This window comes from Pseudoclavibacter sp. JAI123, assembly GCF_013409665.1.
GTDB lineage: Bacteria > Actinomycetota > Actinomycetes > Actinomycetales > Microbacteriaceae > Pseudoclavibacter.
The window spans coordinates 116,694-131,392 of record NZ_JACCCM010000002.1 but is presented as its reverse complement, the minus strand read 5'-3'; the positions used below and the strand labels follow the sequence as shown (position 1 = coordinate 131,392).

Annotated in this window: 12 protein-coding genes; 8 read left to right on the top strand and 4 right to left on the bottom strand. The window is 68.4% G+C overall.

All coding sequences use genetic code 11. From position 1 onward, the window contains the following. The first annotated feature begins 219 nt into the window (after positions 1–219). The 4 genes from HDC34_RS12825 to HDC34_RS12810 all read left to right on the top strand — a co-directional run bounded on the left by HDC34_RS12825 (position 220) and on the right by HDC34_RS12810 (position 5,530). Positions 220–1,557, top strand: a complete 1,338-nt coding sequence (locus HDC34_RS12825) for an MFS transporter (protein WP_179557277.1) — start codon at positions 220–222, stop codon at positions 1,555–1,557. A gap of 167 nt (positions 1,558–1,724) precedes the next feature. Then, entirely contained in the window at positions 1,725–2,564 is an 840-nt protein-coding gene (locus tag HDC34_RS12820) for a class II fructose-bisphosphate aldolase (protein ID WP_179557276.1), read from the top strand. Between the two features lie 10 nt (positions 2,565–2,574). Then, a complete protein-coding gene (locus HDC34_RS18240) occupies positions 2,575–4,020 on the top strand; it encodes an L-fuculokinase (RefSeq protein ID WP_179557275.1) in 1,446 nt (481 codons plus the stop codon). Positions 4,021–4,075: 55 nt separating this feature from the next. Continuing rightward, positions 4,076–5,530 carry an FGGY family carbohydrate kinase gene (locus HDC34_RS12810; protein WP_179557274.1) on the top strand — a complete coding sequence of 485 codons (1,455 nt, stop codon included), beginning with the start codon at positions 4,076–4,078 and terminating at the stop codon, positions 5,528–5,530. A 65-nt stretch (positions 5,531–5,595) separates the two neighbouring features. On the opposite strand, the gene HDC34_RS12805 is transcribed toward HDC34_RS12810, so the two are convergent. Next, complete coding sequence (locus HDC34_RS12805) at positions 5,596–6,348, bottom strand: GntR family transcriptional regulator (protein ID WP_179557273.1); 753 nt, start codon at positions 6,346–6,348, stop codon at positions 5,596–5,598. A 200-nt stretch (positions 6,349–6,548) separates the two neighbouring features. On the opposite strand from HDC34_RS12805, the gene HDC34_RS12800 reads away from it, so the two are divergent. Next, entirely contained in the window at positions 6,549–7,550 is a 1,002-nt protein-coding gene (locus tag HDC34_RS12800; RefSeq protein ID WP_179557272.1) for a zinc-binding dehydrogenase, read from the top strand. A gap of 33 nt (positions 7,551–7,583) precedes the next feature. Here HDC34_RS12800 and HDC34_RS12795 read toward each other — a convergent pair whose 3' ends face one another. Both HDC34_RS12795 and HDC34_RS12790 read right to left on the bottom strand, forming a co-directional pair. Continuing rightward, complete coding sequence (locus tag HDC34_RS12795; RefSeq protein ID WP_308807345.1) at positions 7,584–8,270, bottom strand: class F sortase; 687 nt, start codon at positions 8,268–8,270, stop codon at positions 7,584–7,586. After that, positions 8,267–8,989, bottom strand: a complete 723-nt coding sequence (locus tag HDC34_RS12790; RefSeq protein WP_179557271.1) for a CHRD domain-containing protein — start codon at positions 8,987–8,989, stop codon at positions 8,267–8,269. The genes HDC34_RS12795 and HDC34_RS12790 overlap by 4 nt, the downstream gene beginning before the upstream one ends. 191 nt (positions 8,990–9,180) lie before the next feature. Here HDC34_RS12790 and HDC34_RS12785 point away from each other — a divergent pair, with 191 nt between their 5' ends. From HDC34_RS12785 to HDC34_RS12775, 3 genes are all read left to right on the top strand, one after another. Continuing rightward, positions 9,181–9,759: an RNA polymerase sigma factor gene (locus HDC34_RS12785; protein ID WP_308807344.1), complete on the top strand. Its 579-nt coding sequence runs from the start codon at positions 9,181–9,183 to the stop codon at positions 9,757–9,759. Then, positions 9,752–10,669: a hypothetical protein gene (locus tag HDC34_RS12780; RefSeq protein ID WP_179557270.1), complete on the top strand. Its 918-nt coding sequence runs from the start codon at positions 9,752–9,754 to the stop codon at positions 10,667–10,669. The genes HDC34_RS12785 and HDC34_RS12780 overlap by 8 nt, the downstream gene beginning before the upstream one ends. A gap of 906 nt (positions 10,670–11,575) precedes the next feature. Next, complete coding sequence (locus HDC34_RS12775; RefSeq protein ID WP_179557269.1) at positions 11,576–13,219, top strand: HNH endonuclease signature motif containing protein; 1,644 nt, start codon at positions 11,576–11,578, stop codon at positions 13,217–13,219. 247 nt (positions 13,220–13,466) lie between these two features. Here the strand turns inward: HDC34_RS12775 and HDC34_RS12770 are convergent, their stop codons facing one another. Continuing rightward, positions 13,467–14,696 (bottom strand): CdaR family transcriptional regulator, encoded by a 1,230-nt coding sequence (locus tag HDC34_RS12770; RefSeq protein WP_179557268.1) that lies wholly within the window; start codon positions 14,694–14,696, stop codon positions 13,467–13,469. Between the last annotated feature and the right edge of the window lie 3 nt (positions 14,697–14,699).

Here is a 14,699-nt window from a genome sequence, read left to right as displayed (position 1 = left end):
ACCACGTCGAATCAGCACGCCCTCCACGAGCCACTGCAATATGTCCTACCGCGCCGGGAATCCGACTGGTACAGTCTGTACGTACAAACCGCACAGCATCCGGACATGCACTCTGCAGGACGCCGCATGACCGACCTTCCGACCGAACGCATCAACCGGGAGCTCGAGGCTTTCGCCCCTGCACCCAGTCATGCAGCTCTGCTGAGAAAAAGGACTTCCATGTCAACGACGACTAATATCCGGGCCCTCGGACCCGAACCCAAGGGCTTCATCGAGAAGCTCGGCCTCCCCCGCCCCCTCATCTGGGGCTTCGTCGGCCTCCTCCTCTTCATGATCGGCGACGGCGTCGAATCCGGGTACATCTCCCCCTACCTCGCCGAGAACGGCGCGGGTGGGGAGACCAACGCGGCCATCATCATCTCGGTCTACGGACTCATGGTGACGCTGGGCTCCTGGCTCTCCGGCGCCCTGTCCGACGTCTGGGGGCCACGACGAGTCATGCTCATCGGCCTCGCCCTGTGGGGCGTCCTGCAAGTGCTGTTCCTGGCCGTCGCACTGCCGTCAGAGAACTTCACGCTCATGCTGATCATCTACGGACTGCGCGGCATCGCCTACCCGCTCTTCGCCTACGGGTTCCTCGTGTGGGTGCTCGGCGCGAGCCCAGCCCACCGGCTCGGTTCAGCTGTCGGCTGGTTCTACTTCGCCTTCACCGGCGGCCTGCCCACGCTCGGATCCCTCGTGGCGAGCGGCACCGAACCGCTCATCGGCCCGTACATGACGTTCTGGGTCTCGCTCGCCCTCGTGATCGCCGGTGGCATCGTCTCACTCGTAGGGCTCCGCGGCGCAAGCGGTGGCGGCCGCCAGGCGGCCCCCGAGGTCACGACGGGCCGCAGCCTCATCAACAGCGTCGCCATCGCCTTCACCAACCCGCGGGTCGGCCTGGGCTGCCTCATCCGAGTCGTCAACACGGCACCGCAGTTCGGACTGTTCGTGTTCTTCCCGACCGTGTTCGCAGTGGACCTCGGCTTCGGCACCGCCGGCTGGCTGCAGCTCGTCTTCATCCTGGGAGCCGCGAACATCTTCGCGAACCTCTTCTTCGGAGTCCTCAGCGACCGCCTCGGCTGGCACCGCACGCTCCGCTGGTTCGGCTGCATCGGCTCTGCCGTGAGCGTCTTGCTCTTCTACTTCCTCCCGCAGGCCGTCGGCGACCAGTACTGGGTAGCGGCTCTCTGCGCCGCCCTGTTCGGCGTCACGCTGGCCGGCTTCACCCCGATCTCGGTCCTCATGTCGCTCATGGCACCCGGACAGAAGGGCAACTCGATCGCAGTCCTCAACCTCGGTGCCGGGGCAGCGACATTCGTCGGCCCCCTCATCGTCGCGGTCTTCCTCGCACCCCTCGGAGCCGCGGGCGTGACCATCATCTTCGCGGCGCTCTACGTGCTGGCCGGCATCTCGGTGCGCTGGCTCAAGGTGCCGAAGGAGTCCGAGGAGATCATCGAAGAGGGCGGCACGCTGCAGAGCCTCACTGAGCAGGACTCGCCCGCGACGCGAAGCTGACCCTGGATGCGGGCGGCCCGAAGCGCCCCGGGCCGCCCGCATCCCTCGTATCGAGACTGCACGCCACCTCCACTTGTACGTACAGCCCGTACAGAGACCCGGCCCCGGCAAGACCGCGAATCCCGACCCCGTGACCACTCGAGTCACCCCACCCGAAAGGACCCGACATGCCACTTGTCAGCGGTCACGAAGTCATCAGCGAATGCACCTCACGCGGCCTCCTCGCCGGCGCGTTCAACACCACCAACATCGAGACGACGATGGGAATCGTCGCAGCCATCGAACGCACCGGCGTGCCGACCTTCATCCAGGTCGCGCCGACCAACGTCGCCCTCTCCGGCTACGAGTACATCTACGACATGGTCAGCCGCCGCCTCGCATCGACCGACGTTCCCGTCGCCCTGCACCTCGACCACGGCAAGTCGCTCGACGCCGTCGAAGCTGCGCTCGCCGCCGATTTCACGTCGATCATGATCGACGACTCGGAGGCCAGCTACGAAGACAACATCGCGACCTCCGTGAAGGCTCGCGCCCTCTGCCCGCCCGAGATCGCGCTCGAAGCGGAGCTCGGCAGCATCGGCGGCAAGGAAGACGACGTCGCCCCCGAATTCGCCAGCACCACCGACCCCAGCCAGGTCGCCCATTTCGTGGATGCGGTCGGCTGCGACATGCTCGCCGTCTCCGTCGGCAACCAGCACGGCTTCGTTCCCAACGCCCGCATCGACTTCGACCTTCTCGCACAGGTGCAGGAAGCCAGCCCCGTGCCGCTCGTCGTGCACGGCGGTTCAGGCCTTCCCGATGAGCAGCTCGCCCGACTCCACCAGTTCGGCGTCGTCAAGGTCAACGTCGCCAGCGACCTCCGCAATGCGATGATCCGCAGCTTCGGGGAGGCCTACAACGCCAACCCGAAGGAGGCCTCCCTCATCCGTGTCTCGAAGAACGCCGTCGTCGCCATCACCGACGTCGTGGAGGCCCGCATCCGCACCTTCAACCCGTCCATCAACTAGCGAGGCAGCAGTGCTCCCCACCGTCACGATCGACATCGGCACGACCAGCGTCAAGCTCTCCTGCTTCGACGACGAGTCTCGTCTTCGCTCGAGCGAGCGCCACCGCACGCCAACGATCCGTGACGCGTGGGGTGAGATCTACGATCTCGACGCACTCACGCGCCTGATCACCTCCTTCGTGCGACAGCTGGACGCCGCAGATCGCGCCACCGTGCAGCGCCTCAGCATCACCGGGGTGGGCGAGTCCGGCGGACTCGTGCACCCTGACCTCTCGCTCGCCTCCCCGATGATCCTCTGGCACGACCAGCGCGGCGCGGGCTACCTCGCGCCGATAACGTCAGGCGAACGCGAGGAGATCTACCGCATCACCGGCCTCCCGGTCAACGCCAACTACGGCCTTTCCAAGTTGGCGTGGGCACTCGCCAAGGCGGGCTCCGCAGCCGCAGGCGCGAAATGGCTCAACGTCGCCGAGTACCTCGCCGCGACGATGACCGGCGAGCGCTGGTCGGAGCGATCCTTCGCGAGCCGGACCATGGCGCTCGACCTCGAGCACGGCACGTGGTCCGCGAAGGTCTGCGGACTCTTCGGCATCGACGTCGACGTGTTCCCCCAGCTGCGAGATGCGGCGAACGGATCTCCGATGACGGCGCGTTTCGCACGAGAAACCGGCCTCCCCGCTGGTGTCCTCGTGCACACCGCCGGCCACGATCACATGGTCGGAGCAATCGGCGCTGGGCTCGAACGCGGAGAGCTCCTCAACTCGACCGGCACGACGGAAGGGCTCCTCATCCTTCGAGGACGCCCGAGCACGGACAAGCGGACGGAGGTCGCCAAGCTCGCCAACGGACTCGCCTGCGCCGGCCCCGACTACACGCTCTTCGCATCCATCCCCACCGGAGGGTCTGCCTTCGCCACCCTGCAGAGCCTGCTCGACCTGACCGGAGAGCAGCTCACCAGCCGCATCGACGCACTCACGACGAGGTACCTGCGCGGCGACATCGACCTCGAGCGCCTGCCGCTCGTCCTGCCGCAGTTCCGCGGCAGCCCGCCACCCACCAAGCGAGCGGGCGCACTCGGCGTCGTCGCGGGCATCCGCAGCGAGACGACCGCGGACGATGTGATCCTCGCCTGCTTCCTCGGCATGGCGATGCAGTTCCGCGACGTCCTTGAACTCTTCCGACTCCGCCCCGACCGCATCAAGGTCATCGGCCCCGCAAGTTCGAACCCGTTGTGGACCCAGCTCAAAGCCGACCTCCTCGGCACAGACCTCAGCACCTCCGACTTCCCGGAGGTCGTCTCCCGCGGCGCCCAAGCCCTCGCCTCGAACGCCACCCCGAGCTGGGAGGCCTGTCAGCCGCAGGAGCTGCGCTTCGACGCGGCCCGGCACCGTGAGCTGCGCGACTGGTCGGCGCAGGTCCGTCCGACCTGGGAGCACCTCAAGGCCATGCCAGCATGACCGCCGCCGACACTTCGACCGACCTCCCGATCAGCACCACACAGAAGGCAGGGCGATGATGCTCGTCGCAGGAATCGACTCGTCCACGCAGAGCTGCAAGGTCTCCGTCCGCGACCTCGCCACCGGAGTCCAGCTCCGCGAGGGCAAGGCCTCGCACCCGCCGGAGACCATCGTCGACCCGGAGGCCTGGTGGTCGGCGCTGCTCCTCGCCGTCAAACGCGCGGGTGGCCTCGGCGACGTCGCCGCGATCTCGGTCAGCGGCCAGCAGCACACGCCGGTCTTCCTCGACGCCACCGGGTCGGTCGTGTGCCCGTCGCCCCTCTGGAACGACCTGGGCTCGCACGCGAGCATGGTCGCCCTCAACCAAGAACTCGGACGCGACGAGTGGATACGCCGGACCGGCCTCCCCCTCACGCTCTCCGACACAGCGCCGAAGGTCCGGTGGCTGCGCGACCAGCATCCGCTCGACGCCAAGCGCACCGCAGCGGTCGCGATCGTGCACGACTGGATCACCTGGCGCCTCATGGGGCACGGGGGCGACGGCGGCGACCTGGATGCGCTCGTCACCGACCGCTCGGAGGCCAGTGGGACGGGGTACTGGTCCGGTGACACCGGCGAGTACTGCATGGACCTGTTCGAGCACGCGTTCGGGCAGTCAGCCCTACTCCCCCGCGTGCTCGGCCCACTCGACCGAGCCGGAGTGACGGGGCCCGGCATCCCCGGCATCCCCGCGGGCCTCCCCCTCGGCGTCGGCAGCGGCGACAACGCCGCCGCCGCCCTCGCCCTCGGCCTGTCCCAGCGCGAGACGGTGCTGTCGATCGGCACCTCGGGCGTCGTCTACACGCGCTCGGCCAGCCCCGTGCACGACTTCGCCGGATACGTGTGCAGTTACGCCGACGCCACCGGCAACCACCTGCCCATCGTCGCGACGCTCAACGCAGCGAGAAACCTCGACGCCGGCGTCGCGCTCCTCGGATGCGACTACGACGAACTCTCGAACCTCGCGCTGCAGGCCGAGGCCGGCGCCGAGGGACTCACCCTGCTGCCGTACTTCCAAGGCGAGCGCACCCCCGACCTGCCACACGCCAGGGCCTCACTGCTCGAAGCGTCGCTCACCAACCTGACCCGCGCGAATTTCGCGAGGGCCGTCATCGAGGGCACGCTCGCGAGCCAGGTCGCGATGCTGGACGCGCTCCGCTCGATGGGACTGGAAACCGAGCGACTCCTCCTCATCGGCGGAGCCGCGCAGAGCCCCGCGGTTCGACAGATCCTGCCGCAGATGGTCGACTTCCCGGTCGCGATCCCCGTCTTCGACGAGTACGTCACGAAGGGCGCGGCCATGCAGGCGGGCGGGGCCCTCACTGGCGCCTTCCCCACGTGGGCGGTCGCGGTGGAAGAGTTGCCCGTGCAGGCGCAGCACCCGAACATCCTGGAACAGCACGCCGCCGCGAAGGCTTCGATGGGGTATCCGACGATGACCACAGTGAGCGAAGCCGCCGACGCCGCCTGACCGACCCAGCAGACGAATGGGCCCTCCGGGAAGGAGGGCCCATTCGTGTCGCAACGCTGAGAGCGTCAGCTGGCCGCCACGTTGATCTCGAGCGGAACGGTGTCGGTGAGCACCCACGTCTCGTAGTAGTCGAACTTGGTGTCGCGCTGGTCCCACGACAGCGAGCGGACGCGCAGAATCGGCTGCCCCTCGGGCACACCGACGTGCTCGGCCACCGAGGCGGGCGCGCCGAGGGCGTGCACCACGCGGCGGGCGCCGCTCGTCGAGAAGCCAGCCTTCCGGAGGGCCGCGTTCACGGAGGCCGACCCGTCGAGCACGTCTTTCTCCGCAGCGATCTGCTCCCCGATCTCGCGCGGAAACCAGTTCGTGCTGAACATCGCAAGCACTCCGTCGAGGGTTCGCACGCGCTCGATGGCGAACACCTCGGCACCCTCCGCGATGCCGAGCGCTTCCGCGGCATGAGCCGGGGGGACGGCGAAGCCAGCGTCGACGACTCTCGTCGTGATCCCGGTTCGGCCGTGCCGGATCTGCGACTCGAGGAAGCCCTCCGTGTCCTGCACGATCCAACCGGAAGACTCTTCCGGGGTTGATGCGAAGACACCGCGGCGCGCGACCCGGCGCGCGTAACCCTCGGATTCGAGGGTGGACAGCGTCTGCCGAATCGTCGCCCTCGAGAGCCCGAACTCGCGGCCGAGTTCGAATTCGCTTGGCATGCGCTCGTCGAGTGGAAATTCACCGCTCTGGATGCGGCGCTTGAGAATCGCCGCGAGCTGTTCGTAGTACGGGACCGGCGAGGTCCTGTCGATGGTGTTCGCCATTGCCACACTCCTCTGGCCGCAATAGTACTGCCGTGCAGCACCATCATTGCTGTCTACATTGTACGTACAGACTAGACAGAAATTGTCGAGTGACCTAACGTTGACAGCATCGGCCGCGAGGCCACGGGAAGACGCCGGCGTCCCCGCGTCGAGCCTGGCGAAACGGCGCCGCCGAACGTACACGATCCAGGGAGAGCCCCATGCCAAAGACCATGCTCGCCGTCGTCGCCGATGGCGCTGGCGGACTCGAAGTCACCCACCGCCCCGTCCCGACTGCACAGGACGGCTGGGTCATCATCGCGCCGGTCGGAACCGGTGTCTGCGGCACCGACCTCCACCTGATCGAAGGCGACTACCCGCACGGCCGATTCCCCATCGTCCCCGGCCATGAGTTCGCCGGATACGTCACCGAAGTCGGCGCAGGTGTCACAGCCTTCAACGAAGGCGACTACGTGGGCGTCAACCCCAACATCTCCTGCGGTGAATGCGCCTGGTGCCAGCGCGGCGCCACCAACCTCTGCACCAACATCCTCCCCGTCGGGGTCGCCGTCGACGGTTCGTGCGCCGAGTTCGTCGCCGTGCCGAGCAGGATCGTGTACCCGCTGAGCGCATCCATCGAACACGCGGCTGCGCCCCTCATCGAGCCCTTCGCGTGCGTGCTCCATGCGCTCGAACGAGTCCCCGACTGGCGCGATACCGAGCTCGTGATCTTCGGCGCGGGTTCCATCGGGCTCATGGCGATCATCCTCGGCAAGGCGGAGGGCGCCGCCGGCATTCGGGTCGTCGAACCGAACCACACGAGGCGGGCGGCGGCTCTCAAGCTCGGAGCGGCGAGCGCCGTCGCCTCTGCCGATGAGCTCGACCGCTCGGTCTTCGACCTGGCCCTCGACGCCAGCGGGCACCCTGCGGCGATCGCGCAGGCCATCTCAGCGCTCGGGCCGCGCGGACGCCTGGTCCAGATGGGCGTTGCATCGCCGGCCGCGACGGTCGCCCTGAGCCCCTACGAGGTGTTCGCGAAAGAGCTGAGCATCATCGGCTCCAACTCGCTCGCCGAGAAGTACGCCGAATCGGCCGAGCGGATGATCGACCTCCAGAGCGAGTTGCGCAGCCTCATCACGGGCACCTTCGCACTCAAGGACTACTCGGCGGCTGTGGAAGCCGCCAAGAGCCCGGAGCACATCAAGGTGCAGGTCGTCTCTTGACACCTCCGCAGTGCTGCGACCCGGGCTGAGGAGTCACGAAACCGCCGTCGCGAACACGACGACGTTCTTGTCGTAGTGCCCCACGTCTCGGTCGAAGTAGCCGCCGCACGTGATGAGCCTGAGCTCGTCGCCGGGCACGGCGCCGAAGACGCGCGCCGTGGGGAAGTCGGCCTTCTCGACGGTGACGACCTCGGTGACCTCATAGTTCGTGACCCCGCCCGCGGCGTCGGTGACGGCCACCACGTCACCCTGAGCGAGCTCGTCGAGGCGGAAGAACGCGGCGGGTCCGGCGAGGCCGTCGACGTGCGCCGCGATGACGGTCGGGCCGCGACCGCCTGGCTTGCCGCCGCCCGTGAACCAGCCGATCTCATCGAAATCGACAGGCACTTCCATCCTGCCGTCGGCGGCGATGCCGAGGTCGATGAGCGTGTCCTCCACGTCGATGGCGGGGATGGAGACGGCGGTGGGCTCGATGCCCTCGGGCATGACCTCGACGCCACCGGCCCCGGACGGGGGCTGAGTTTCGGGCGCGGGGGTCGCAGCCTCGGACGGCGCCGCCGGGGTTGTTTCGGCAGCGGCCGCCGGGGACTGGGTGGCCTCGGGAGCCGAGACGTCACCGCTCGGCGCGGCCGCGCATCCACTCAGGAAGAGCGCGGCCGCGACGACGAGCGCCGGGACGCGCAGCGCGCGCCCCGGCATCCGAGAGATGTCCCTGGTCACTGACCCGCTGCGCGAGTCTTGCGCGCAACCGCCACACCAGCCGCGCCGACAACGGCGAGGCCACCGAGGCCGAGGAAGCCGAGCGTCGTCGCGTCGAGGCCACCGGCAGCAGCAGCGCCGCCGGCACCCGTGTCGACGCCGCCGACCGGAACCTGCACGAGCTGGCCGCGCACGACACCTGCCTTGAAGTCAGCCGTGTGCGAGTCGCCCGTGAAGCCGGCCGGGTTCGCCTCGATCTGCTTGAGCGTGAAGCCCTCGCCCGTGTCGGTGCCGGCGTCGCTGTTGAGGCCCGTCGTGAACGGACCCTCGAGGCAGCCGCTGCTGGTGCGCGTGCCGTCACCGTTGTCGGTGGGGTTCGGGAACGCGATGCGGGGCGGGCCAGCCTGGCCCTCGGCGGCCTCGTGGATGTGCGTGGCCGTCTTCGCGGGGCTCTCGTACTCGCCCGTGACACCCGTGAGGGTGATGTCGTAGCAGATGATGTTCAGGTCGGAGTTGATGCGGAAGTCGAACTGGCCCATCGATCCGGGCTCGCCCGGCGTCACGTCGCCGTCGTTGTTGATGACCGCGTCAGGCGTTGCCATGACCGTGTAGGCGCTCGTGAACGAGTCGGGTTCGGAGACTTCCGTCTCCGCGGTCGCGGGGGCGGCGGCGACAAGAGCGATGGCGGCGGCAGCGGTGGCGCCGAGAGTGAGCGACTTCGCGAACGTGTGCTTGGGCATGAGGGAGTGCCTTCCTGCTTCGCAGCTCCCCGGTGGAGCCGTCGTACAGGGGCATACGGGGCTCGACCCTCCCGCGTTCATCCGCCCTCAAACTTTTTCGAGAGAGATTTTCGGGGACGCCCTGAACGCGGCATGCGGTCAGGCAGTACACCCCTGTACCAATCGCAGTTGAGTCGCCGGAGGGAGGAGCCGTGAGCACTGCCGTTATCGTTGACCGCGCCAGGGGGCCGACGACGAGAGGACACGCACGAATGGCGGATGCGCCGCACTCGTTCGACCTCCACGCGGCGTTCCGCGACCACGGCAGCGTTCTCCTCGGCTTCACCATCAACGCGCTGCGCGACCGCGCGCTTGCCGAGGACTGCGTGCAGGAGACGTTCCTCCGAGCCTGGCGAGCACGCGACCGCTTCGACCCCGCGAAGGCCGGCGAGCGCACCTGGCTGTTCGCGATCGCCCGCAACGTCATCGCTGACGCCCTGCGCGCCCGCGACCGGCTGCCCCGGATCTCCGCCGACGACGCATCCGCGGCGAGCCGCGACGTGCCAGCCGAAACTCCCGACCCGCTCACGGGGCTCGGCCTGACGGAAGCCCTCGCACTCCTGCCGGACGAGCAGCGCGACGCGATCATCGCCATCCACCTCACCGGCTACAGCTACGCTGAGTTCTCCGCCCGCTGCGGGGTGCCCGTCGCCACCCTCCGCACCCGCGTCTTCTACGGCCTCCGCGCCGTCCGCGGCCACCTCGACGAATCCGGAGGAGCTCGTGACTGACCACACCGCAGACCGCCGCGGCGAGCTCATCGCCGCCGCCCTCGTCGGCGAGCTGACCGCCGACGAGGCTGCCGAGTTCGAGCGGATGCGCGCATCCGATCCCACCATCGACGCAGAACTGGCCGAGCTTCAGGCACTGACGGGGCAGATCTCCGGGCGCCCTGAGTGGCTGGATGCGACGCCGAGCGACGGGCTCCGTGACGCCGTGCTGGCGATCGGGGCCGCAGATGGCGGCGTCGACAGTCGCGAATTCGGCGACGAGGAGCGAGACGATCGTGCCGGTGGCCTCGTTGGGCCAGACGACGCGGATGGTCCTGCTTGGGCTGCCGGCTCGGCTGACGCCGTCGAGCCTGCCGGGGCTGCCGGCTCGGCTGACGCCGTCGTCTCTCGCAATGGCGCTGATGAAGCGGGCGGACGCGGCGAGGCCGACGAAGCCGCCGCCGCGGACGCCGCGCCCGTCACGCCGCTGCGTCGCCCACGATTCGGAGGCGCCATGCTCGCCGGGATCGCCGCCGTTGGCCTCGTGGTCGGCGTCATCGGAGGCTTCTTCCTCCCCCGCCCTGAGACGCCCACACCAGTCGGCGACCCCGGAACGCTCGGCGCCGTCGAACCCGTCGACTTCCAAGGCGAACCCGTCGGCGTCGAGATCGACGGCAGCGTCGTCGCGCACACCTGGGGCACCGAGACCCTGCTCACGGTCAACGGACTGCCGAGCGGTGAGTTCTACTCGGTGGTCGTCGTCGATGCCGCCGGCGAGGACGTCGGCTCGGGGACATTCCTGGGCTCAGAGGTCGAGATCAACTGCGCCGTCAACGCGGCCGCACTCCGCGAGGAAGTCACGAGCGTCGAGATCCGCGAGGAGAGCGGCGACGTCGTGGCATCAGCAGCATTGCCGCGAGTCGAGGGGTAGCGGGCTCAGGCTTTCAGAGTCGCGCGGTCGGCTGCGGGAGGGGCGCGGACGCACGGCGACAGGCGGATGGCAGGGTGTCGCGCCAATGTCACGGGAGCTTCACACAAGGAGCCCGGGACGCGAGCGGCCGCGCGGCACGCGGACGTAAGCGCGACACGCGGGCACGGGCGCGGGACGCGAACACCAGCGTGGCACGCGGACATCAGCGCGGCACGCGGGCACGGGCGCGGGACGCGGGCGTAAGTGCGGCACGCGGGCGTAAGTGGGCTCCGAGCACCACGGGGGCACACGGCGTCAGCAAGCGCAAGCGCGGCACGCGAACGCAGGCGCAGCACCCGAACGCAAGTGCAGCACGCGAGCACAAGCGCAGCACGCGAGCACAAGCGCAGCACCCGAGCACAAGCGCAGCACGCGGGCGTAGGCGCGGCTCTCGAGCGCCACGGGCACAGAGGCACACGGGCACAGCAAACCGCACGATGACTCGGCTGTCTGCGAGCGGGATGACATTCTCAGCAGACAGTACGCGCGCGACACGGAACCGCCCTCAGACGACGCGCGAGCACCAGCGGACGCTATCGACAGGCCGACACAGCGCACCGCGGCAGGACCTGTTCAGGAACAACTGCCCCTGGCGACACGTGCGAGCAACTCGGACTGAAGTGCCGTGGTGCGCAGCGTCGGTGGTCCGTGGTCTGCTGAACGGGAGAAGAGAGTCGGCTCGGCCACAGCGCGAGCTGAAACGGCGAACAGCTGGAGACTTCGCAGCTACCCGTGTGCCGCCGGACATGAAGGACACCAAGGGCACCCTTCGCACCTATCATCGAATTACGTCAGAAAACTCCTGTTGATAGCTAGATTGAACGGGTCCAATCGGCTAGGCTGGTGGTGATCTTGGGGGAGGTTATCGTGGCATCGCAGTCGGAGCAGGGGGCGCATCGCCAGTCGTCAGTGGAGTCGTCAGTGGAGTCGTCAGTGGAGACGGCTGTGGTGGATGCGCTGCTGGAGGCGCGGTGTCAGCTGGCGGGGCTTCCGGATGCGGAGATCGTGGTCGCGTTGCGGGAGTTGGCGGCTCGTCGGCGCGTGGTGGATGCGGCGTTGGTGGAGGTCGCGGGCGAGTTGCTGCGGCGGGAGGACGAGTCGCCGCGGGCGGAGTCGGTGGCGCGGAAGTCGGGGTTCCGGAACCTGACGGCCATGCTGGAGCAGGTGCTTGCTGTGCGGCCGTTCGAGGCGAGCACGCTGGTGCGGGTCGCGGCGGCGACGCGGGAGCGGATGAGCGTGACGGGCGAGCCGATCCCGGCGAGGTATCCGGCCGTGTCGCAGGCGGTCGGGTCGGCGGTCATGTCGATCGCGCAGGCGTCGGCGATCACGAAGGGCCTGGATCACACCGGGAACCGCGTGGACGTCGACGAGCTCGAGCGGGCCGAAATGGAGCTGGTCGCGTCGGCGTGCGGGGTGAACCCGAAAGACGAGCAGCCGGCCGTGCCGAAGGTGCTGGAGGTGCAGGCCGCGACGTGGGTGTCCTACCTGGATCCGGACGGTGACGAGCCGCGGGCCGACAAGATCGCCGAGGAGCGCGGCCTGTGGATCTCCCGGCGCAGCGACGGCGCGGTCACCGGGAAGTTCGTGGCGACGCCCGAGCAGGGCGAGCAGCTGCTGTCGGTGTTCGACGCGCTGCTCTCGCCCCGGCGCAGGGTGGAGTTCCCGGCCGCGTCCGAGTGCGGGGAACCACTCGCCCCAGCCCTCGGTCCGGATGGATTCCCGTCAACTACCGACAGCGACGGCCACAGCTTTGGTGGCGTAATCAACGCGCTCGGCGACAGCGACAGCCGCGGCCGAGCCGGAGTGGGAACCGGAGGCGGAATCCCCGGCGAGGAGAGGGACGTGGGCGGGGACGCTGACCTCGACGTTGAGGTTCCGCTGGTGGACCCGCGGTCGATCGAGCAGCAGCGCATCGACGCGCTCACGATGGTCGTCCGCGCCTACGCCGAGTCACCAGACGCGCCCAGAACCGGCGGGGAAGCCCCCACCGTCATCATCGTGACCACCGAAGCCGGCATCGTCGGAACAGCGGAACGTCCCGAAGACGTCCCCCACCTGGAGCGCACCGGGGAACCCATCCCGCCGAGCGTCGCCGCGCAGCTGATGTGCGACAGCTTCATCCGCGTCGCGACCCGCAGCAGCGCCGGGGAGATTCTTGACCTCGGCCGCAAGCAGCGACTCTTCACCACCGCCCAACGCCGCGCGATCGCGATCCGAGACCGGCAATGCCGGGCGCCCGGCTGCAGCGCACCCGTGCGCTGGTGCGAAGTGCACCACGCCACGCCCTGGAGCGAAGGCGGACCCACCGACGTGAAACACGGCATCCTGCTCTGCTCCTTCCACCACCACGAAGTCCACCGGGGACGGCTCGTCCTCATCAACGGCAGCAGCGGACGCTGGCACGTCGTGCCCACGCTCGGACACCACGCCCCACGCAGAACCGCGCGCCGCCGCAGCTACACCACCAACAGCGTCCAAGCCGCACGCCCACGGATCAACCGAAGACCCTGAAACCAGAGGCAGGGGGAACTAACCCGCCGACCCGCGACCCTGATCAACTGACGGCACCATTCCACCTACGGCTCTGATCAACGGACGGCTCTGATCGACCGAAGATTCTGATCGACCGAGGACTCTGATCGACCGAGGACTCTGATCAAGCGAGGACTCTGATCGATCGAGGACTTCTAAAACCACGGGCAGCCCAACAATCGGAGCCGAGACCCAGCCAGAAGCCCCCGAAACACCAGTCCCGCCGTCAACTCTGCCGTGCGCTCCTCTCCGCCGCCAGAACCAACTTGATCGTGGCCGCGTCATCAGGAACCGTCGGGTCGAGCCCCGTCACCGACGCGAACTTCGCCAGTCGGTTCATGACCGTGTTCCGGTGACAGAACAGCGCCCCCGCGGCCTTCGACGCCGAACCAGTAGCCATGTACACCTCGACAGCCTCAACCAACAGAGCCCGCTCAGACGAAGGCAGAACAGCGAAATCCCGAAGCGAATCCGCAGCCAGACTCGACACCACCGGCCCAAGCCGCCGCACAACAAGGCTCGGCCAATGCTGCGCGAGCAGCGCCGCCCGCCCCGGAACCGCAAACTCAGCCAACTCCGACGCCAACTGCCACATCTCACTCAACGAGGACAGCGTCGCCGCCGACTGAGACACGCCCACCTGCAGACCCGCGAGCCCCAACTGCACAGACAAACCAGCAGACCGCAAGCCAGCCGACTCAACACCAGACGACCCCCCGCCCGCAGACCCCACGCCAGCCAACCCCACACCGGACGAACCGGCAACGACCGCGAACTCCACACCGTCCAAGCGCAGACACACGGCCGCGGGGAGAACGGCCCGCACATCCGAGGCGAAGCTGGCCGCCGCATCCTGATGCGCAACCGCAACCCAGTACGGACCAACGAGCGGAATCTCGAGCGCCTCCGCAGCCTGCACATGCAACTGCGAGTCGTCAACACCACCGCGCAGCAGACGACGAAGCAGGAACGCCTGCTCCTGCTCGAGCTCCGCCTTCACCTGCCCCAGCTCGAGCATGTACCCCGACTGCACGCTCGTCGTGTGCGCCTCCACAACCTCCCAAATCGCGACCACATCATCAGAGAGGCGATCCGCCTCCCCCGGCAGCCGGTCGTTGAGCGCCTGCCAAATGAAACGGAAGTCCATCCGCACCGCCCGCAGCAGCGACTCGAGCGGCACCCCCTGACGGACACGCTTGCGCCCGATAGCTCGCGAGTGCGCCCGCAACTCGTCCTCGAGTCGCTCCCCACCCAGCTGCCGGAACATGAGCCCAAGCGTCGTGAACGCCGTGCTATGCACATCGCGCTCCGCGATCACCGACTCGACATAGCCAGTGAGCGTGCGCACCTGCATCACGTACAACGTCGTTATCTCGTCCAGGTCGTCGAGGCACGATCGGATACCGCGCTGCAACGGCGCCGAAACAGACGCGTCATTCACCGGCTCAAAACCCATCCA

Excerpts from the sequence above, each read along its gene's own strand:
- HDC34_RS12810 (WP_179557274.1), top strand. The coding sequence starts at position 4,076 with ATGATGCTCGTCGCAGGAATCGACTCGTCCACGCAGAGCTGCAAGGTC.
- HDC34_RS12800 (WP_179557272.1), top strand. The coding sequence starts at position 6,549 with ATGCCAAAGACCATGCTCGCCGTCGTCGCCGATGGCGCTGGCGGACTC.
- HDC34_RS12820 (WP_179557276.1), top strand. The coding sequence starts at position 1,725 with ATGCCACTTGTCAGCGGTCACGAAGTCATCAGCGAATGCACCTCACGC.
- HDC34_RS12805 (WP_179557273.1), bottom strand. The coding sequence starts at position 6,348 with ATGGCGAACACCATCGACAGGACCTCGCCGGTCCCGTACTACGAACAG.
- HDC34_RS12790 (WP_179557271.1), bottom strand. The coding sequence starts at position 8,989 with ATGCCCAAGCACACGTTCGCGAAGTCGCTCACTCTCGGCGCCACCGCT.
- HDC34_RS12825 (WP_179557277.1), top strand. The coding sequence starts at position 220 with ATGTCAACGACGACTAATATCCGGGCCCTCGGACCCGAACCCAAGGGC.
- HDC34_RS12770 (WP_179557268.1), bottom strand. The coding sequence starts at position 14,696 with ATGGGTTTTGAGCCGGTGAATGACGCGTCTGTTTCGGCGCCGTTGCAG.